This window comes from Pseudomonas sp. KH_046_2, from assembly GCF_057838985.1.
Genome location: NZ_CM174480.1, coordinates 4,389,089 through 4,407,788, shown reverse-complemented (window position 1 = coordinate 4,407,788; position 18,700 = coordinate 4,389,089). Strand labels below are relative to the sequence as shown.

The following is an 18,700-nucleotide window of genomic DNA, read 5'->3' as shown; positions in this document are numbered from 1 at the left end:
ATCAGTTCTCCATAACCTGGCGGTAGGCGCGGGCTGTCACCGTCGCGCAACGTTCCCAGGAAAAAAGCTTCGCTCGCTGCAAGCCCGCCTCGCGACAGGCCTGCCAATGCGCTGGGTCGTCGATCAACCGCTGCAGGGCATCGCGCAAGGTGTCGGGGTCGTGCGTCTCAATGTAGTTGCCGGCGTCGCCAGCCACCTCCGGCATCGCCGACTCACCCGTCAGGATTACCGGGGTGCCACTGGCCATGGCCTCCAGCACCGGCAGGCCGAACCCTTCGTACAACGAAGGGAAGACCAGCGCCCGGGCGCCGGCCAGCAACTGCGCCAGATCCTCGTCGGGCAGGTACCCCAGCAGGCACACATGACCTGACGCGAGGGCCGAGCGCAATTCGTCGTTGAACTGCTGGCGCTGCCAGCCGGCCATGCCGGCGATCAGCAGCGGAAAACGCTGGCGCACGGTTTCCGGTAGCCGGGCATGGGCGCGCAGGGCCAGGGTCAGGTTCTTGCGCGGCTCCAGGGTGCCGACGCAGAGGAAATACTCCCGGGCCTCGACGCCGTGGGCCTTGAGAACCTGATCGATGGCCTCGGGTTCACGGGGGTGAAAGCGCGCGGCCACACCCAGCGGCGCCACCACGAAGCGCTCGGCCGGCAGTGCGAACCAGGCCTGAGCTTCATCGGCGATGTGCTGAGAGTCGGTCAGAATCAGCCGCGCCCGCTGTACGCCGTCGGCCAGTCGCCGCTCGATTTCGCGCAGGCGTGCCGGGGGTTGGGTGTCGGGGTAGTGCAAGTGCGTGAGGTCATGCAGCGTGATGATGGTCGGGCCGTCGAACGACAGCGGCCACAAGCTCGGCTCGTGATACAGATCGATGGCCTGGGCGGGGCGCTGGTCGAAACGCTTTTGCTCCAGCCAGCGCCGTGCCTGATAGGCCCCCGGGATCTGTCGCAGCAGCGGCGTCAGACGCGAGTATCCGGGCATCGCCGTGTCAGGCAGGGTTGAACTCCAGCCCCAGCCATGGAACAACGACAACTCGACGTCCGGTTCGCGGGCCAGGGCCGTCGCCAGTTCGGCGACGTACTGGCCGATGCCCGTACGCGGCGCCTGGAGGATACGGGCGTTAAGGGCAATTCGCATGCTGACTCTCAGGCACCTTCGCATCGCTGTGCAGGTTGCGCTGGATGCGTTCGACCAGTTGCGCGCTCGCCTCGCGCCAGCTCAGCCAACGCCAGTTATCCAGGTTGAGGGGGGCGGGAAAGGCGCCGCCGCTTTCCATGTCGATGACCAGATCGGCCAGGTTCTGCGGGTCGGCGAGGTCGAAATACGCCATGTACTCGCCGCCGATTTCGCGGAACACCGGGATGTCGCTGGCCATGGCCGGCAAACCTCGCTGCATGGCTTCCACCAGCGGCAGACCGAACCCTTCGACGTAGGAGGGGAACACCAGCGATGTCGCGTGGGAATAGGCGTGTTCCAGGCTCTTGTCCGAGAGGGTGTTGAACATGAACAAGCGCTGGTTCAATTGCGGATGCCGGCGGATACGCTCGATCAGCGCCTCGCACTTCCAGCCAATCTTGCCGACGATGCACAACCGGGCTTTTGACCCGGCCGCCCAGGTGCGCTCGAACGCGTCCAGCAGATACGCATGGTTCTTGCGCGGCTCGATGGTGCTGACCATGAGGAACACAGGGTCCGGCGTCTTGAACATCTGCAGCAGCCCCGGGTCGATGGCGGAACGGGCATCGGTCAGGTCGAGTTCGGAGCCGAGGTGGAAGTAGTCGAACCAGCGTTGCTGAACCTGCGCGGGGCCGATCCTGCGGGTCATCTCCTGGCGAACCTGGTCGCGGATGGTGGTCGAGATCGCCACGTAGCCATCGGCGGTGCGGGCGATCCAGTCGAACCATTCGTTGAAGACCTTCACCAATCCTGCGTCGCAAAACTGCGGGTGGGTCAGGGGAATCAGGTCGTAGATCACCGAAACGATACCCACCCCGTCACGCTTGAGTTGCTCGGCCAGGGGGAAAAAGTTGGCGTGCCAGGACGAATCCAGCAGCACCAACTGATCGCCTGCGCGATGCTGCAACGGCACGCAGCGCTCGGGAACCTGCTGGCCCTTGAGTGCCCGGTCGAGCAGGCGCATCGGCAGGCTCAGGCAGGCGAACGCGGTCAGACGGCAACCGACGTAAAGCACCCGGCGGGCGAACTTCGATTGGCTGAAAGGGCGACGTCGTTCCAGCGCGCGGTGGCGCAGCCAGAACTGATTGGCAAACTGTTCGAGCTTCACCCGCACGCTCATCAGGTCCACTTTGACGGTGGGCAGGGGCGCCAGGCTTTTCACCTCGAACAATGCGCCGTTGATCATCACCACCGGAACGCATTCGCGCCGGGCGTCCGCAGCCGGCAATTGCTGAATCACATTACGCACGACCCGCTGGATGCCCGAGTTGGCATCCGGGTGTTCGAAGACGTAGGTACATTCCACCAACAGTCTGGTCATCGCGTCTCCCCAACGGATTCCACCCGGTTTTCGCTGGAACGGGTCACGCTGGTCTGCGCTTCGAGCCAGGAGCAACCCACGAAGTCTTCCTGGCGATTGTTGATCACGTGGAAGACCAACCCGTAGTCACGCCATTCGAAGTTGCGATCCAGGTGCGAATCCAGCCGCGACAGGCTCAAGGCCACCGAATAATTGCCCTTGCCCAGGCGCATGTCGAAGGCAAAACGGTAGGTGACGCGTTCGCCGGCACTCAGGTCGGTGAGGGCCTTGTCGACCCGGTGGGTATTGATGCCGTACATGGGCTGGCCGAGGCGATCCTTGATCATGAAACCGAGAATCAGCCGCTCGATGTCCTGGCGCACCTCGACCTGCACCTCCAGGACCATTGCCTGACCGACTTCCGCCACCTCCACCGAGCGGCCCTTGGGGTCAAGCAGGCGGACGCTGAGAATGCCCGCTTCACCTGTGCCGGAGATGGTTTGCACCTGCCCGTTGGCGAGCATTTCCTGGCGCACGGTCTGGCCCTCGCGCTGGGCGAGCATGGCGTTGTAGTAGTCCATCACTTCTTCGGGCTTGCCACGCATGGCCATGCGCCCGTTTTCCAGGAGGATGGCGGTGTCGCAGATCGACTGGATCGCCGAGCGGTCGTGGGACACGATCAGCAACGTGGTGCCGGCCTTGCGGAAGTTGCGGATGCGATCGAAGCTTTTGTGCTGGAAGTAGGCGTCACCCACGGACAGCGCTTCATCGACGATCAGGATGTCCGGCCGCCGTGCGGTGGCCACGCTGAACGCCAGGCGCATCTGCATGCCGCTGGAATAGGTACGAACCGGATGGTCGATGGCCTCGCCGATTTCGGCGAAGCTCTCGATCTCCGGCATCAGCGCTTCGATTTCTTCGACCTGCATGCCCAACAACTGCCCGGCCATGAAGGTGTTCTGCCGACCGGTGAAGTCCGGGTGGAAGCCCATGCCCAGCTCCAGCAGCGCCGCCACACGACCTTGCAACCGGATGTCGCCGCAGGTGGGCTGGGTGGTGCCGGTGATCATCTTCAACAGCGTGCTTTTGCCGGCTCCGTTGACCCCGACGATGCCCACGGCTTCGCCCGGCTGTATCTCGAAATCGACCCCTTGCAGCACCCAGTGCAGGTGATGCCGGGTGGGGGAAAACGGCACCAGCCATTCGAACAGCCGGCTCCAGCGATTCGGGTACTGCTTGTAGGCCTTGCCCAGGCCACTGACACGTATATGTCCCATCAGAGCTCGTCCACCATTTCACCGACACGCTGGCGGAACAGCCGCAGCGCCATCCCACAGAACAACAGGCCGATCACCAGCAACGGCAGCAGCGAGCTCCAGTCTGGCCATTGGTTGTAGAGAAACAGGTTCTGGTAGCTGTTCATCAGCGCCGTCATCGGGTTCAACTCGATAAAGTGCTGGATGCCCGGCGGCAGGATCGACAACGGATAAACGATCGGCGTCAGCCAGAACCAGAATTGCAGGCAGATGCCAAAAAACTGCCCGACGTCGCGAAAGAACACGTTGAGCACGCCCAGGATCATCCCCAGCCCCGCGGCGAACAGCACTTGCAGGATCAGCAACGGCACCAGCGCCAGCAACGCCATGCCCGGCAGCCGCCCGCTGATCAGCAGGAAGCCGAGGAACAAACCGAGGATGATCGCGAAATTGATCCCGGCATTGAGCAGCACGATGACCGGCAGGCAGATGCGCGGGAAGCTGATTTTCTTCAGCAGGTTGGCGTTTTCCAGGAACATGCTCTGGCTGCGCGTCGTGATCTCGGCGAACAGTCCCCAGGTCAGCAGGCCGGCGCACAGGTAGACGCTATAGGCCAGCCCGTCATCCACGCCCGGCAAGCGGGCGCGCATGATGGTGGAGAAGATCACCGTGTAGACCAGGATCATCGACAGCGGATTGAGCACGGTCCACAAGGCACCGAACAGCGAGTTGCGATAACGCGCCTGAAACTCCCGTTTGACACTGCCGAGGATGAAACCCCGGTAACTCCACAGCGATTGGTAAAGGTTACGCAGCATTCAAACCGTCCTGCCGTATTGATCTTCGAAGCGAACGATGTCGTCCTCTCCCAGGTATTCGCCGCTTTGCACTTCGATGATCACAAGGTCGATCACGCCGGGATTTTCCAGGCGATGCTTGTGACCGGCGGCAATGAAGGTCGATTCGTTCTTGGCCACCAGATGAGTACCGGTGCCATTGTTGGTGACCTTGGCCATGCCTTCGACCACCACCCAATGTTCATTGCGATGGTGGTGCATCTGCAGCGACAACTTGGCGCCAGGCTTGACCACGATGCGTTTGATCTTGAAGCGCGGGCCTTCCTCGAGCACCGTGTAGGTGCCCCATGGCCGGCTGACCGTCCGGTGCAGGCGATAGGCTTCGTGCTCTTTATCCTTGAGTTGCCTGGCCACCCGGCGCACATCCTGGGCACGGTCGGCGTGGGCCACCAGCACCGCGTCGGCGGTGTCGACGATGATCAGGTTGTCTACACCCACTGTCGCGACAAGACGGTTATCGCTCTGGACGAAGTTATCGTGGCTGTCGATGAAAATCGACTCGCCGACGGCGCGGTTGTTTTGTGCATCCGCCGGCACCAGCGCGGCCACCGCCCCCCAGGATCCGATGTCGCTCCAGTCGAAACGGGCCGGCACGACGACCACCTTGTCGGAGCGCTCCATCAACGCGTAGTCGATGGAAATGTCCATGATTTCGCCAAACAGGGCCGGCGACAGTTCCTGTTGCAGGCAGTCCGCGTTTTCCACCGCAGCGCTGGCGGCCATGCAGGTCTGCGTCTGCTCCAGCAAGTCGGGCGCGTGGGTTTGCAGTTCGGCCAGCAGGCTGGCGACCGAGAAGCAGAACATCCCGGAGTTCCACAGGAAGTTGCCGCTTTCCAGGTAATGGGTTGCGGTTTGCAGGTCAGGTTTTTCGACGAAGCGCCGCACGCTGGCCGCGCCTTTGTCGTCCAGTGATGTGCCGGCTTCAATGTAGCCAAAACCGGTTTCCGGAGCGGTCGGCACGACACCGAAGGTCACCAGATGACCGCGCCTGGCCAATGCCACGGCATGCTCGACCGCGTCCTTGAGCGCATCGACATTGACGATCAGGTGGTCGGCGGGCATGACCAGCATGATCGCGTCGTCGCCATGCAGGGCCTGGAGGGAGAGGGCGGCGGCGGCAATGGCCGGCGCCGTATTGCGCCCCGTCGGCTCCAGCAGGAAGTGCCCGCGATGACGGCCCAGTTGTGCGTCCCGAAAGTGATCCTTGCTCTGGAAGTAGTACTCGCGGTTGGTCACCGTGACGATATCGCCCCAGCCGTCGAGCAGGTCCGCGGCACGCCGATAGGTCTTGCCCAACAGTGACTGTCCGTCAGGCAAGGCCATGAACGGTTTGGGGTGGCCTTCACGCGACACCGGCCACAACCTTGTCCCGGCACCGCCGGAGAGAATCACGGGGATCAGCATGGCCTACTCCTTGGCGACGCGTTTCATGTCCGCATCCATCATCATGCGGATCAGGGTATCCAGGTCGGTTTTTGGCTTCCAGCCCAGCACACGCTGGGCCTTGGCCGGGTTGCCGAGCAGCACTTCCACTTCGGCCGGGCGGAAGAACGCCGGGTCGATCTTCACGTAATCGCGGTAGTTCAGGCCCACGTGATCGAAGGCGATCCGGCACATCTCGCGCACGGTGGTGGTCACGCCGGTGGCCACCACGAAGTCGTCGGGCTTGTCCTGTTGCAACATCAGCCACATGGCCTCGACGTAGTCCCCGGCAAAGCCCCAGTCGCGCTTGGCGTCGATGTTGCCCAGGCGCAGTTCCTGCTGCTTGCCCTGCTTGATGCGGGCGGCGGCGTCGGTGACTTTGCGCGTCACGAACTCGATGCCGCGCAGCGGTGATTCATGGTTGAACAGGATGCCGCTGCTGGCGTGCAGGTTGAAACTTTCGCGGTAGTTCACCGTGATCCAGTGACCGTACAACTTGGCCACGCCATAAGGGCTGCGCGGATAGAAGGGGGTGTTCTCGTCCTGCTGCTCGGCCTGGATCAGGCCGAACATTTCGCTGGTGGACGCCTGGTAGAAACGCGTGTGCGGGCTGAACTGACGGATCGCTTCGAGCAGGTGGGTAACGCCCAGGCCGTCGACGATGCCGGTGGTCACCGGTTGATCCCAGGAGGCTGCGACAAAGCTTTGCGCGGCAAGGTTGTAGACCTCGTCCGGCGCCGACTTGATCACCGCGCGCTGCACTGAACAGGCATCGGCCATATCGCCGTCCAGGTAGACGATGTCCGCCTCGACTCCCATCTCGCGCAGGCGCCAGCGCGAGTCGCTGCTGCGACGCGCTACCAGGCCGTGGACTTTGTAGCCCTTGTCGAGCAACAGTTTCGCCAGATAAGCGCCATCCTGGCCGGTGATACCTGTGATCAATGCACTTTTAGTCATTCTTGTCGTACTCGCTTCTCCCAGTCGGACAGGATCGCCCGCAGGGATTGTTGTGTTGTGATTTCAGGCTTCCATTCGGTGGTTTGGGCCAGCCTCGCAGGGCTGCCACACACCCGACGCTGATCCGCGCGGCGAAGTCGCGCAGGGTCCTGGACCAGTTGCAGGTCGACCCGGGCAAGATCTGCCAGCTGTTCGATCAAACTGCGAATGCTCTGCTCGCGCCCCGAGCAAATGTTGTAGACCTGCCCCGGCGTACCTTTTTCCAGCAAGGCCAGGTAGGCCGAGACCACGTCCCCGACATCGAGAAAATCGCGGGTGACGTCGATGTCCCCGACTTCCAGTTGTGGCCCTTGCAGGCCTTGCTTGATCCGGCAGATCTGACGGGCGGCGCTGGCGATGACGAAGCTGTCTTTCTGCCCGCTGCCGATGTGGTTGAACGGGCGGGCGACCAGCACAGGCCAGTCCTCACTCAGGCCCCATTGCAGGCTCAGGAACTCGGCCGACAGTTTGCTCACGGCATATGGATTGCGCGGGCAGGGTGGTTGCAGTTCAGTGATGGGCAGATGCTCTTCGGTGACCTGGCCATAGACATCGCCGGAGCTGACGTACAGGAACGTGCCGGTGAATCCGCGCGCCTTGAGGGCTTGCAGCAGGTTCAGGGTGCCCAGCAGATTGATGTTCAGGGTGCGCGCCGGATCACGAAAGGCGTCCGGGACGAAAGTCTGGCCAGCCAGGTGAATTACCGCATCGGGCATTTCAGGCCATAGGCCTTCGAGGCTGTCCGGCGCGGCGAGATCGTACTGGCAAGGCACAGGCAGAAGCGCCCATTTTGAGGCATCAGCCTGCAAGCGCGATTGGATGTGTTTTCCGACGAATCCGCCAAGACCCGTGACAAACAAACGCTTTTTCAAACAGCGATCCCTTGGTCATACATTTCATCCGGTTTCCACAGGCTTCATGGAAGGGTTTTACAAGCCGGTATGATCGCTTGAAAGCCGGGTGAAATGTTTGTTGTAGTTGTTTGCTAGCCAATTTGTGTCATTTGTTCGGCGATTTCAATAAGTCCAATAGTGACTGATCAGTTCTCGTCAGCTTGGCCCGATTTATTCTCGCCGGGCGGTTCACGAACCCTCGATGGATGTGTTTAGAATGCCCCATCGTCACGATTACCCAGGGTTCGGCAGCGTCGCTTCGAAACTGCGAGAAACTGACTACTAAAACAAGAACGAAGACGGGCCGGAAGACGATGGACGAGCGCCAGTAAACACTGACTCGAACCGTATCCTCCCCGTCATAGCGTGAGGCTGCCGGGATGGCGGCGTCACCGTGGGATGCCATGAATTTTATTCTTTACTCCGACGTCAACGACAGCTCCATCAGCCAGAGTCTCGGCCGTCCCGAGTACAGTTATTACTTCGTGCTCAAGGCGTATCGACCGCTCTTTGAAAGCCTCGGGCCAGTGCATGTCGTCTCGACGGCCGCCGAGGTCGACCCGCTGTATCGGCAGTTGCAGCAGGCCGGCCAGGACTGCCTGTTCATTTCGTTCGCACCACCGCACAAGACCCCCTCCGACTTGCAATGCCCGATGGTGTGCGTGGTCGCCTGGGAGTTCGACAGCATTCCCGCCGAGCATTGGGACAACGATCCGCGTCAAGACTGGAGCCAGACACTGGCTCGTCTGGGGCGAGTGATCACCTTGTCCACCCACACCGCCGAAGCCATCCGCCGGACCCTGGGCGACGACTTCCCGGTGCTGGTGTTGCCGACGCCCTTGTGGGAACGCTTCGCCGACATCCGCCAGCAATATCCCGGTACGCCGGTGAACGCGGGCACCACGCTGCAGATCAAGGGTTGCATCCTGGACAGCCGCTCGATGGGGTTGTCCGCCGATGGCTTGATCGCGCCGATCATCGAGCAACCGCCGCAGGAAATCGTCGAACCCGAGCCTCAACCCGAGCCGGAACCTGAACCTGCGGCGCCGCCGTTGACACTGCGTCGACGCCTGTTCATTACCAGGCATTACCTGCTGTTGTGGTATCGCGAAGCCGTTCGCGATCTGGTGCCGGATGCCGCTCGCCCATGGCTGGCCCGGTTTCGCACGCTTCAACCGTCGCCGGTTGAACCTGCGGTCAGCGAAGCGCCCGTGCCGGATGTGCCTGCAATCAGCGAAGCTTTCGTGCCGGATGAGCACCCACAGGCGGCTTTCCCCGACACCAGCCAAACGGTGGAAATCGAGGTCGATGGCGTCATCTACGTGAGCGTGTTCAACCCCGACGACGGGCGCAAAAACTGGCACCACCTGATCACGGCGTTCTGCTGGGCGCTGCGTGATGTGCAAGACGCCACGCTCGTGTTGAAGATGACCCAGAACGACCTGTCGACCTATTACGTCGAACTCATCACCTTGTTGTCCCAACTCTCGCCCTTCGCCTGTCGCGTGGTGGTCATGCACGGTTATCTGCAGGACGAGCAGTTCGCCCGGCTCTATGGCGCGGCGAGTTACTACGTCAACGCTTCACGCTGCGAAGGCCTGTGCCTGCCGCTGATGGAGTTCATGTCCTGCGCACGGCCTGTGATCGCCCCGAACCACACGGCGATGCGCGACTACATCGACGAGCGTGTGGCCTTCGTCGTCAAGTCCAGCCAGGAGCCGACGATCTGGCCGGAAGACGCGCGCATCCTGTACCGCACCTTGCGCCACCGTCCGGACTGGGGCTCGTTGAAAATGGCTTGTGAGAACAGCTACGCCATGGCAAAGAACCAGCCGGACGCCTGGCAGGCCATGGCGGATGCGGCCAGCGAACGCATGCACCAGTACTGCAGCTTCGCCCCGGTGCAGCAGCGTCTGGCGCTGTTCTTCAATCAGGAACCTGCCCGTGACGTCGTGCCGGTGGTTGCCGAAACGGGGGCTGCATCGTGCTGATCATCATTCATTCGGAAACCAACAAGAGCAACATCCAGCAGAACCTGGGGCGGCCCGAGTACAGCTATTACTTCGTCCTCAAGGAATTCCGCCCGGTGCTCGAACGGCTGGGGCAGGTGATCGAGGTCAGCAACCCGGACGAACTGGTCGATCGGCTGTATTTCGATTGCCTGAGCCGGGGCGAAGACTGTGTGTTCCTGTCCTTCTCCCCGCCGCATCGCACGCCGGTCCACTACGCGTGCCCGACGATTCCGGTGTTCGCATGGGAGTTCAGCACCATTCCCACCGAGAGCTGGCAGGGCGAGCCACGGCATGACTGGCGGACGGTGCTGGGCGCCAGCGGGACGGCGATCACCCACTCCAGTTTTACCGTGAATGCCGTGCGCGATGTGATGGGCCCCGAGTACCCGATCAGCGCTATCGCGGCGCCCGTCTGGGACCGTTTTGCCGCCCGTGGCGAGCTTCTGGACAAGCGTCCGGTCGTGGGCCCTACGCGCCTGAACCTGCGCGGGCTCTTGATCGACAGTCGCACCACGGACTTGCGCCCCTACGGCCCCGAACGCTTGCGCGAGGGCACACCGATCGCCTTCGACCAACCGCCGCGGGACTGTGAGCTGCTGCTCGAGGGCGTGGTCTACACCTCGGTGTTCAATCCCTACGACGGACGCAAGAACTGGAAGGACATGATCAGTGCGTTCTGCACCGCCTTTCGCGACAGGCCCGATGCGACCCTGGTGCTCAAGCTCACGCACCATGACATCGCCAACGCGCTGAACGACATGCTGCACCACGTCTACAAGAATCAGTCCTATCAGTGCCGCATCGTGCTGGTCCACGGCTATCTGTCCGACGTCGACTACGAACGCCTGGTCGAGGCCACCAGTTACGTCGTCAACTGCTCCTACGGCGAAGGGCAGTGCCTGCCGTTGATGGAGTTCATGTCCTGCGGCAAGCCGGCGATTGCGCCGCTGAACACCGCCATGGCCGACTACATCGACCGTGACAACGCGTTTATCGTCGAAGGCACTGACGAGCTGACATCCTGGCCCCACGATCCTCGGGCAGCGTATCGTACCCTGCGTTACGTCACGGATTGGGACTCGCTGTGCACGGCATTTTCCGCCAGCCATGACGTCGCCAGGCAAGACGTCGAGCGCTATCAACGGATGTCGGCCCATGCCGTGCGCAGCCTGCAGGGATTCTGCAGCCAGGCCGTTGCCGAGCAGCGCCTGAAGGCGGTGCTCGAGCAGTTGCTGCAACGGCGTGAAGCAAACTGCGCACAAGCGTCGGGCACATGATTCGGCGCCTGCTTGCGAAGTTGCGGCCCGCACCGGTAGCGGTCGCCCCATCAGAAACGCGGGTCTCGCCCAGGGACATCGGTTTGTACGATGCCCTGCTCGACGGCTGGTTTCTCGGCGACAGCGGCGAATTGCTCAAGGGGTTTGCCATCACCGCTGACGACACCTTGCTCGATGTCGGTTGCGGTGAAGGCGTGGCGACCTTGTTCGCAGTCCGCCAGGGCGCGTCGGTGATCTTCACCGACAGTGAACACGACAAGGTCCGCGACCTGGCGCGGCAAGTGGAAGAGCAGTCGGATAAGGCGAACCTGGGGCTGGTCAGCAACAGTTTGCCGCTGCCATTGGCCGACGGCTGCGCCAGCAAAGTCGTGTGCATGGAAGTGCTGGAACACATCGATCAGCCAGAACCCTTCATGGACGAACTGGTGCGCATGGGCCGCCCCGGCGCGCTGTACCTGCTGAGCGTACCGTCCCCGGTGGGCGAGCATTTGCAGAAAGGTATCGCCCCGGCCAGCTATTTTCAATCACCCAATCACGTACAGATTTTCAGCCCCGAGCGATTCGCCGCGCTGGTGGAAGACGCGGGCCTGGTCATCGAACATCGCCAGGCCACCGGGTTTTTCTGGGTCATGGGCATGATTTTCTTCTGGGCCAGCGAGCGGGCTGCCGGGCGTGAATTGGGGGGGGCGGTTCGCGACCGGATTCAGGCGCCGTATCCGCCGCTGATGGAGAGCTGGGCGAAAACCTGGCAGGACTTGCTGGCCCAGCCCGACGGGTTGGCGATCAAGCAGATGCTGGACCGGTTCATGCCCAAGAGCCAGGTGATCATTGCCCGTAAACCTCATGTCCAGGAGGGCGCATGAGCAACGAAAAACGGATCATGGACATCGAGTTGCTGCGTGGGATTGCGGTGCTTGGCGTGCTGTTTCATCACCTGCAGGACAGCCTGTTCGCGGCGGCTGTTCCGTTGTTCCAGGCCATCACGTTGTACAGCCAGCCGTGGTGGGGCGTGGATCTGTTTTTCGCGATCTCGGGCTTCGTCATTGCCCGTAGCCTGATCCCGGCCTTGCGCCGCTGCACCACGCGTCAGGAGTATTGGCAACAGACGCGCAATTTCTGGTTGCGCCGGGCCTTTCGTTTGCTGCCGTCGGCCTGGTTATGGCTGGCGCTGATGTTGCTGGCGTGCCTTTTTCTCAACCGCTCCGGCGCGTTCGGCACCCTGCACGCGAACCTTCAGGCGACCCTGGCTGGCGTGGCCCAGTTCGCCAACTTCCGCTTTGCCGACAGTTTTTATCGCTACGAGTACGGCACCAGTTTCGTTTACTGGAGCCTGTCGCTGGAAGAGCAGTTCTACCTGCTGTTTCCGCTGATGATCGTGCTGTTTCGCAAGCATCTGGTGTGGGCGTTGCTGGCGCTGGTTGCGGTGCAATTGTTGACCTTGCGCACGCCGATGCTGATGGTGGTGCGCACCGACGCTCTGGCCCTTGGCGTGTTGTTGGCGATGTGGAGCGTGCAGCCTTCGTACCGGCGCTGGGAGCCGACTTTCCTGCGTCGCCCTTGGGCCGGCTTGTCGGCACTGGTGGGGATTGCACTGGTGCTCGGTTTCATGGCGACGGACCGTTTCACCTTTACCCATTACCGAATCGGTGTGATTGCGCTGTTGTGTGCGCTGCTGGTGTGGATCGCGTCCTACAACCGCGATTACCTGATGCCCAAGGGAGTGTTCAAGAACCTGATGACCTGGGTCGGCAGCCGCTCCTACGGGATTTACTTGATTCATATCCCGGCCTACCTGCTGGTACGTGAGTTCATTTTCCGTTTACAGGCTGCCGGGCTGCCCAGTCCGGCTGGTCATCCGATTCTGATGTTACTGATGGCTGGCGGCCTGATCGTGCTGCTGAGCGAACTCAACTATCGCTACATCGAAATGCCCATGCGCAACCGCGGCGCCTCGCTGGTCAAACGCCTGGGCACCTCACGAACAGCCGTCCCATCCTCTGGAGCCACCTCATGCTGAGCCTTTTGAAGAAACTCACGGCGGCCACGCCCGCGCCTGTGCAGCCAGAGACACCGCCCGCGGCGCCAGTGGCGGAGAAAGTCGACCCCTACATGCTCGGCCTGCACGACGCGATGCTCAGCGGCTGGTTCAATCAGCAGACCGGCGAACTGTTCACCGGCTTCCCGGTGACCCCCGAGGACACGCTGCTGGATGTGGGCTGCGGTGACGGCGGCAACGTGCATTTCTGCGGGATGCGCGGGGCGAAGATCATCATCGCCGATATCGACGCGGCCAAGGTCGAGGCGACCCGCCAGCGCCTGGGCGATACACCGGCCCGCGACGTCGAATGTCATGTCACCGACTGCAACCCGCTGCCGATTGCCGATGCGACCGCCACCCGGGTGGTGTCGACCGAGGTCATCGAGCACGTGGACGATCCAGCCCAGTTCCTCGCTGAACTGGTGCGCGTCGGCAAACCAGGCGCGTTGTATCTGCTGAGCGTCCCGCACCCCAGCTCCGAAGACCTACAGAAAGATATCGCCGCGGCCGAGTATTTCCAGAAGCCCAACCACATCCGCATCATCAGCGAAGAGCAGTTCAAGGCGATGGTCAGCGATGCCGGCCTGGAAGTGATCAGCCACAGCCAGTACGGATTCTACTGGTCGATGTGGATGCTGTTGTTCTGGGAAGCCAAGGTCGACTTCAGCAACCCGGACCATCCGTTGCTCAACCACTGGGCGGATACCTGGCAGGCGATCCTGGCCTCGCCACGGGGCACGCAGATCAAGCAGGCGCTGGATGCCGTGGTGGCGAAAAGTCAGGTGATCATTGCGCGTAAACCCTGATCGGCATTAAGGCTGCACCCTGCTCATGCATGATCCAGCGTTGCAGACAGGTTCGGCGATCGGGTACTGATGCCCATGAAGCGCCGCACGCGTTCTCCTTCGGCATCGCATCGTATGGTTTGCGGTGCGGCATCCAGTTGGATATTACCGTTCTCCATGAACACGACCCGGTCGGATATCGACATGGCAAAGTCCATTTCGTGGGTCACGATCAGCATGGTCATGCCTTCTTTGGCCAGGTCGCGGATCACGTTCAGCACGTCGTTGACCAGTTCCGGGTCGAGGGCCGAGGTCGGCTCGTCGAACAGCATGATCTGCGGCTCCATCGCCAGGGCTCGAGCGATCGCCACGCGCTGTTGCTGCCCGCCGGAGAGCTGGTGCGGGTACTTGTGGGCATGGGCCAGCAGGCCGACCTTGTCCAGTAGCGCATAGGCACGATGTTCACTCAGCTCGCCCGGCTGGCCATGGTAACGGGGCGCCAGGGTGACGTTGTCGAGAATGGTGCGGTGCGGGAACAGGTTGAAGTTCTGGAACACCATGCCGATGTGGCGCACGCCTTTACGCAGGCGGGTGCTGTTGGGTTTGTCCGACGCTTCGATGAATTTTTCGCCGAACAACAGAATGTCGCCGGTATCGATTGTTTCCAGGCCGTTGACGGTGCGGATCAGCGAAGTCTTGCCGGAGCCGGATGGCCCGATGATCGAGACCACCTGGCCGTATTCGACATTCAGGTCGATACCCAGCAGCACTTTGTGCGTGCCGTAGCTCTTCTGAATGTTCTTCAGTTGCAGGATCGGCGTTGTATTGTTGCCTGCGGCTTTGCGCGCAATGTCGGGCAACGCTTCGGCGCTGGCCTTGAACCTGGCGATGGTGGCCGCGTCGAGTGTGTGCGGCTTGCGGAAGTTCAGGTCCAGGTAGCGCTCCAGGCGCTGCAGGAAGTAACCGAACACGGTGACGATCAACACGTAATAGACGCCTACCGCCGCCAGGGTTTCCATGACCAGGAAATTGGTGGCATAGAGGCGTTGGCCGACCGTGAGGATTTCGGTCAGGGAGATGACCGAGACCAGCGAGGTCAGCTTGACCACCGTGATGTATTCATTGATCAGCGTGGGCAGCGAAATACGGAAAGCCTGGGGGATCACGATCAGGCGTTGCATGCCGAACAGGCCGACACCCAGCGCGCGCCCGGCTTCCTTCTGGCCCTTGGCCACGGAGATCAGGCCGCCACGATGGATTTCCGCCATGTACGCCGCTTCCGTGACCACCAGGGCCAGCAACCCTGCGTAGAAGGGGTTCGACAGAATCGGTCCGCTACCGGGAAACAATTGCGGCAGGTTGTAGACGAAGACCACCAGCACCAGCAACGGGATGCTGCGGAAGAACCAGATGTAGACCGCTGCGGGAATGCGCAGCAAGGGCGATTGGGACAGCTTGGCCGAGGCCAGGACAAAACCCAGCAGCATGCCGATGAACCAGGCCAGGGCGCTGAGCTGGACCACCGTGACGCAGGCCTTCCAGAAGTCCGGCAGGGAGAACAGGGATAAGAAATACGACCAATCGAATTGCATGGGGCACCTCGATCTGCCGCCCCGGTGCAGGGGAGGCAGATGACCAGACTACAAGGACAGGTTCTTAGTTGGCAGTCGGTTCTTCCAGGCCATATTTCTGGAGGATTGCCGCGTATTCACCGCTCTTTTTGCTCTCCTCGAAGGCCTTTTGCACGGCCTGGAAGGTTTCGTCGTTACCTTTCTTGACGAAGATGCCCAGGGTTTGCTGATAGATCGGATGCTCGGTGGTGATCACTACCCGGCCGTTGGTCTTTTCCGCGATCATTTTTGCCGCGCCAGCGATTTCGACCTGGGCCTGAATATTTTTGGACAGCAGGGCCTGGGTCACTTCGGGTGCCGAAGGGTACTCGCTGACGGTGATCGCGCCTTTATTGTTCGGTACGCAGTATTCGTCGGAGAGCTTCTTGAATTCCTTGACCCAGGTGGTGCCCTGTTCCAGGCCCAGTTTCAGGCCGCACAGGTCTTCAGGCTTTTTCGCATTGATCTCGCTGCCCTTGGGCACCATGACCGCGGCGCCGGTGTTGGCATAGGCGATGGTCTGGGCCTGGGTCTGGCGCTCCGGTGTGATGTACATGCCGGAAATGATCGCGTCGTACTTGCCGGAGTTCAGGCCCAGGATCAGGCTCGGGAACTTGGTGTCGACGAACTCCACCTTGGCGTTCATGTGCCTGGCCAGTGACGTTGCCAGCTCGGGGTCGGAACCCACCACGTTTTTGTCCTTGTCATAGGACTCGAAGGGCGGGTAGGTGATCTCCATGCCGACCTTGAACGTGTCTGCCGCGGCCATGCTCACCGAGGCGCCGAACATGCCGGCTGCCAATACAGCCAGGCCCAAAAGGTTTTTCTTGTTGTTTTTCATGATGTGCTGACTCCGGCGTAGGTAGGGGTTTAGCTGAAAACTTCAATCAGGACGGTTGAGCCTGATTTCTCAAATGTCCGAAACTGGCGGGCTTGCGCGCCTTGCCTGGCAGTTGAACGTCCCCGTTGGCCACCCTCTGGCGCAGATACTGATAGGTCTGCAGCGCCTGGCCATACATGTGTTCGCCGATGGTGATTTCTTCGTAGTCGTTGCCTGCCTGGGCGAAACCGGGCAGCGGTTTGATCTGGGTGTGATAGTCGCAGGCATAGAACAGCGGAAAGGAATAACGCTCCTCCTTCACGCTGCGTACCCGGTGCGCGGTGGCAACGAAAGCGCCTGCCGTCATCACTTCCAGCATGTCGCCGATGTTGACGACAAAGGCATCGGCAATCGGTGGTGCATCGATCCATTGGCCAAGATTGTTCATCACCTCAAGGCCCGGTTTGTCGGCCAGAAGGATGGTGAAGCACTCGTAGTCAGTATGGGCGCCAAGACCCGGTGCGTCATGGGCGGCGCCGTCGAAGGGATAGTGGATCAGGCGCAGTTTGGACGGCGGACGGGTCACCAGGCTGTCGAAATAGTTTTCTTCCAGCCCCAGGGTCAGGGCGAAGCCGCCGAACAGGCGCCGGCCCAAGGCGAAGATGGCTTCATAGTAGGCCTGCACCGACGCCTTGAAACCTTGCAGCTGCGGCCAGTCGTTGGGCCCCAGCAATGGGGTGTTGGCCAGCACCAGCGGGTCATCGGCCGGGACTTCGAAGCCGACGTCGAAGGCTTCCTTGTGGTCCGGCTTGCCCTTGGAATAGACCTCTTCGCCTTCGGGTACAAAACCCTTGTGGGTTTGCGAGGTGCCGATGTAGTGGCGCATCTTGGTGTCGATGGGCTGGTCGAAAAAGTCCTTGGCAGCCTTGCGCAGGTTGGCGATCAGTTGCGGGTCGATGCCGTGGTCGGTGATGTAGAGGAACCCGACCTCGCTGGCGGCGCGCCCCAATTGTTCGGCCACGGCCAGGCGGTGTTCCAGTTCGACGCTGAACAGACCGGCGATGTTGACCACCGGGATGCTATTGAAGTTGGCTTTGTGTGTGTCAGTGCTGGCGCTGTTGTTTTTGTTGTCAGGCATGACGCATCGGCTCCCTAAGGATTGCTTGAGTGGCTGAAACGGTCGAAGTGTTCACGCTCGGTCTGGCCCATCCACACGTTCAATGACCACAGGTCGGCGACCGGGACATTGGTGAAGGGCAAATGATGCAGGTAGCCGTCGGCGCCGAACTCCGGGGTCAGGGTACTGACCTGGTAACCGCGGGCTTGCTGCGAGCGCCAGATGCTTTCCCAGTGCTGCTGGTGGAAAGCCAGTTCCCTGGCATATTCGGGGGCCGCCGGGTGCGGGACCTGCGGTCCCTGGTCATAACCGACCCGGGCCTGGATATGGTGAACCCGCTCGATGAAAGCGCTCAGGTCATCGGCCGGGTCATTCAACAGGCGCTCGCAGGTCACCACCCAATGGCTGATGTCACTGGTGAACAGCAGATCGGGCAATTGCCGGATCAACTCCAGGGTCACCCAGGGGTTGAACAGCGAACGCGAGCGGTGGGTTTCGAAACTGCAGACCTGGCCGTGCTTGCGCGCCAGATCCAGCGCCTGGCCGAAAAACTCCACTTGTTGCGGCAAGGACCAGCGATCGTTGCCCGCCAGCACATTGACGAAGCGCGGGCCGAGTTCGGCGGCCCAGGCGAGTTTCTGGTCGAGGTCATTGAGGTGGACGGCAGGGGTCGCCGACTGCTCCGGCAGCACATCGTACGCGGTGAAGACCGTACTGATATAGCCCAGGCGATTGGCCTGGAGAAAGGCGCCAAACTCGGCCCGTTCACGGGCGTCCAGTGGCAGGCGTGCTTCCATGCCATCAAAGCCCGCTTGCAGCAACTCCTCGAGCGCCTGGGCCTTGCTGGCGGTGTAACCCCACAGCGTGCGAAAAATTTCCAGCTTCATCGGTGATCCTCAAAAATCCCAAGGCCTACTGCAAAAGCACTTCGACGGCGCCAGGCTGCCAAGAGGCTGGTTCGCTGTGGAGTCGATGTTAGGCACAGGCCGCGCACTGAAAGAATCTGAAAGTTCAAATGAATACTTCAGACTTTTATTAACAAATAGCTAGCTATTTATAGCGCTGCCAAGGAGGGATTTTATCGACGAAAACGTGTCTACGTTGGGTCTTGGCAAGAGATGCCATCACTACGGCATCGTTTTGAAG

General features: G+C 61.4%; 16 protein-coding genes. 5 read left to right on the top strand and 11 right to left on the bottom strand.

Going from position 1 to position 18,700, the window contains the following annotated elements; all coding sequences use genetic code 11:
- Position 1 precedes the first annotated feature (1 nt).
- The 7 genes from AC3IX1_RS19910 to AC3IX1_RS19880 are packed head-to-tail and all read right to left on the bottom strand — an operon-like array spanning position 2 to position 7,874.
- Positions 2-1,132 (bottom strand): glycosyltransferase family 4 protein, encoded by a 1,131-nt coding sequence (locus AC3IX1_RS19910; RefSeq protein WP_489385510.1) that lies wholly within the window; start codon positions 1,130-1,132, stop codon positions 2-4.
- Entirely contained in the window at positions 1,116-2,492 is a 1,377-nt protein-coding gene (locus tag AC3IX1_RS19905) for a glycosyltransferase family 4 protein (RefSeq protein WP_489385509.1), read from the bottom strand. The genes AC3IX1_RS19910 and AC3IX1_RS19905 overlap by 17 nt, the downstream gene beginning before the upstream one ends.
- Positions 2,489-3,748 carry an ABC transporter ATP-binding protein gene (locus AC3IX1_RS19900; protein WP_489385508.1) on the bottom strand — a complete coding sequence of 420 codons (1,260 nt, stop codon included), beginning with the start codon at positions 3,746-3,748 and terminating at the stop codon, positions 2,489-2,491. Before AC3IX1_RS19900 ends, AC3IX1_RS19905 begins: the two co-directional genes overlap by 4 nt.
- Positions 3,748-4,545, bottom strand: a complete 798-nt coding sequence (locus AC3IX1_RS19895; RefSeq protein ID WP_489385507.1) for an ABC transporter permease — start codon at positions 4,543-4,545, stop codon at positions 3,748-3,750. The genes AC3IX1_RS19900 and AC3IX1_RS19895 overlap by 1 nt, the downstream gene beginning before the upstream one ends.
- A complete protein-coding gene (locus AC3IX1_RS19890; RefSeq protein ID WP_489385506.1) occupies positions 4,546-5,988 on the bottom strand; it encodes a mannose-1-phosphate guanylyltransferase/mannose-6-phosphate isomerase in 1,443 nt (480 codons plus the stop codon).
- 3 nt (positions 5,989-5,991) lie between these two features.
- On the bottom strand, positions 5,992-6,963 hold the full coding sequence (gmd, locus tag AC3IX1_RS19885) for a GDP-mannose 4,6-dehydratase (RefSeq protein WP_007988274.1): 972 nt from the start codon (positions 6,961-6,963) through the stop codon (positions 5,992-5,994).
- On the bottom strand, positions 6,960-7,874 hold the full coding sequence (locus tag AC3IX1_RS19880; RefSeq protein ID WP_489385505.1) for a GDP-mannose 4,6-dehydratase: 915 nt from the start codon (positions 7,872-7,874) through the stop codon (positions 6,960-6,962). The genes gmd and AC3IX1_RS19880 overlap by 4 nt, the downstream gene beginning before the upstream one ends.
- A gap of 425 nt (positions 7,875-8,299) precedes the next feature.
- On the opposite strand from AC3IX1_RS19880, the gene AC3IX1_RS19875 reads away from it, so the two are divergent.
- The 5 genes from AC3IX1_RS19875 to AC3IX1_RS19855 are packed head-to-tail and all read left to right on the top strand — an operon-like array spanning position 8,300 to position 14,028.
- Complete coding sequence (locus tag AC3IX1_RS19875) at positions 8,300-9,886, top strand: glycosyltransferase (protein WP_489385504.1); 1,587 nt, start codon at positions 8,300-8,302, stop codon at positions 9,884-9,886.
- Positions 9,880-11,184, top strand: a complete 1,305-nt coding sequence (locus AC3IX1_RS19870; protein WP_489385503.1) for a glycosyltransferase — start codon at positions 9,880-9,882, stop codon at positions 11,182-11,184. Before AC3IX1_RS19875 ends, AC3IX1_RS19870 begins: the two co-directional genes overlap by 7 nt.
- The gene (locus AC3IX1_RS19865; protein ID WP_489385502.1) at positions 11,181-12,047 is read left to right on the top strand and encodes a class I SAM-dependent methyltransferase; all 867 of its coding nucleotides are present in this window, start codon (positions 11,181-11,183) and stop codon (positions 12,045-12,047) included. Before AC3IX1_RS19870 ends, AC3IX1_RS19865 begins: the two co-directional genes overlap by 4 nt.
- On the top strand, positions 12,044-13,201 hold the full coding sequence (locus AC3IX1_RS19860) for an acyltransferase family protein (RefSeq protein WP_489385501.1): 1,158 nt from the start codon (positions 12,044-12,046) through the stop codon (positions 13,199-13,201). Before AC3IX1_RS19865 ends, AC3IX1_RS19860 begins: the two co-directional genes overlap by 4 nt.
- Positions 13,195-14,028, top strand: coding sequence for a class I SAM-dependent methyltransferase (locus AC3IX1_RS19855; RefSeq protein WP_489385500.1), 834 nt, complete (start codon positions 13,195-13,197; stop codon positions 14,026-14,028). Before AC3IX1_RS19860 ends, AC3IX1_RS19855 begins: the two co-directional genes overlap by 7 nt.
- Positions 14,029-14,051: 23 nt before the next feature.
- Here AC3IX1_RS19855 and AC3IX1_RS19850 read toward each other — a convergent pair whose 3' ends face one another.
- The 4 genes from AC3IX1_RS19850 to AC3IX1_RS19835 form a co-directional block, all read right to left on the bottom strand.
- Positions 14,052-15,599 (bottom strand): amino acid ABC transporter permease/ATP-binding protein, encoded by a 1,548-nt coding sequence (locus AC3IX1_RS19850; protein WP_489385499.1) that lies wholly within the window; start codon positions 15,597-15,599, stop codon positions 14,052-14,054.
- A gap of 64 nt (positions 15,600-15,663) precedes the next feature.
- On the bottom strand, positions 15,664-16,458 hold the full coding sequence (locus tag AC3IX1_RS19845) for an ABC transporter substrate-binding protein (protein WP_489385498.1): 795 nt from the start codon (positions 16,456-16,458) through the stop codon (positions 15,664-15,666).
- Positions 16,459-16,504: 46 nt separating this feature from the next.
- Positions 16,505-17,575, bottom strand: a complete 1,071-nt coding sequence (locus tag AC3IX1_RS19840) for an isopenicillin N synthase family dioxygenase (RefSeq protein ID WP_489385497.1) — start codon at positions 17,573-17,575, stop codon at positions 16,505-16,507.
- A 14-nt stretch (positions 17,576-17,589) separates the two neighbouring features.
- Entirely contained in the window at positions 17,590-18,441 is an 852-nt protein-coding gene (locus AC3IX1_RS19835; protein WP_489385496.1) for a sugar phosphate isomerase/epimerase family protein, read from the bottom strand.
- Positions 18,442-18,700 lie beyond the last annotated feature (259 nt).

What these genes read in the sequence shown, in the direction of transcription:
- AC3IX1_RS19890 (WP_489385506.1), bottom strand. Translation starts at nt 5,988, where the DNA reads ATGCTGATCCCCGTGATTCTCTCCGGCGGTGCCGGGACAAGGTTGTGG.
- AC3IX1_RS19910 (WP_489385510.1), bottom strand. Translation starts at nt 1,132, where the DNA reads ATGCGAATTGCCCTTAACGCCCGTATCCTCCAGGCGCCGCGTACGGGC.
- AC3IX1_RS19840 (WP_489385497.1), bottom strand. Translation starts at nt 17,575, where the DNA reads ATGCCTGACAACAAAAACAACAGCGCCAGCACTGACACACACAAAGCC.
- AC3IX1_RS19845 (WP_489385498.1), bottom strand. Translation starts at nt 16,458, where the DNA reads ATGAAAAACAACAAGAAAAACCTTTTGGGCCTGGCTGTATTGGCAGCC.
- AC3IX1_RS19865 (WP_489385502.1), top strand. Translation starts at nt 11,181, where the DNA reads ATGATTCGGCGCCTGCTTGCGAAGTTGCGGCCCGCACCGGTAGCGGTC.
- AC3IX1_RS19905 (WP_489385509.1), bottom strand. Translation starts at nt 2,492, where the DNA reads ATGACCAGACTGTTGGTGGAATGTACCTACGTCTTCGAACACCCGGAT.
- AC3IX1_RS19850 (WP_489385499.1), bottom strand. Translation starts at nt 15,599, where the DNA reads ATGCAATTCGATTGGTCGTATTTCTTATCCCTGTTCTCCCTGCCGGAC.
- gmd (WP_007988274.1), bottom strand. Translation starts at nt 6,963, where the DNA reads ATGACTAAAAGTGCATTGATCACAGGTATCACCGGCCAGGATGGCGCT.
- AC3IX1_RS19860 (WP_489385501.1), top strand. Translation starts at nt 12,044, where the DNA reads ATGAGCAACGAAAAACGGATCATGGACATCGAGTTGCTGCGTGGGATT.
- AC3IX1_RS19875 (WP_489385504.1), top strand. Translation starts at nt 8,300, where the DNA reads ATGAATTTTATTCTTTACTCCGACGTCAACGACAGCTCCATCAGCCAG.
- AC3IX1_RS19835 (WP_489385496.1), bottom strand. Translation starts at nt 18,441, where the DNA reads ATGAAGCTGGAAATTTTTCGCACGCTGTGGGGTTACACCGCCAGCAAG.
- AC3IX1_RS19895 (WP_489385507.1), bottom strand. Translation starts at nt 4,545, where the DNA reads ATGCTGCGTAACCTTTACCAATCGCTGTGGAGTTACCGGGGTTTCATC.
- AC3IX1_RS19855 (WP_489385500.1), top strand. Translation starts at nt 13,195, where the DNA reads ATGCTGAGCCTTTTGAAGAAACTCACGGCGGCCACGCCCGCGCCTGTG.
- AC3IX1_RS19900 (WP_489385508.1), bottom strand. Translation starts at nt 3,748, where the DNA reads ATGGGACATATACGTGTCAGTGGCCTGGGCAAGGCCTACAAGCAGTAC.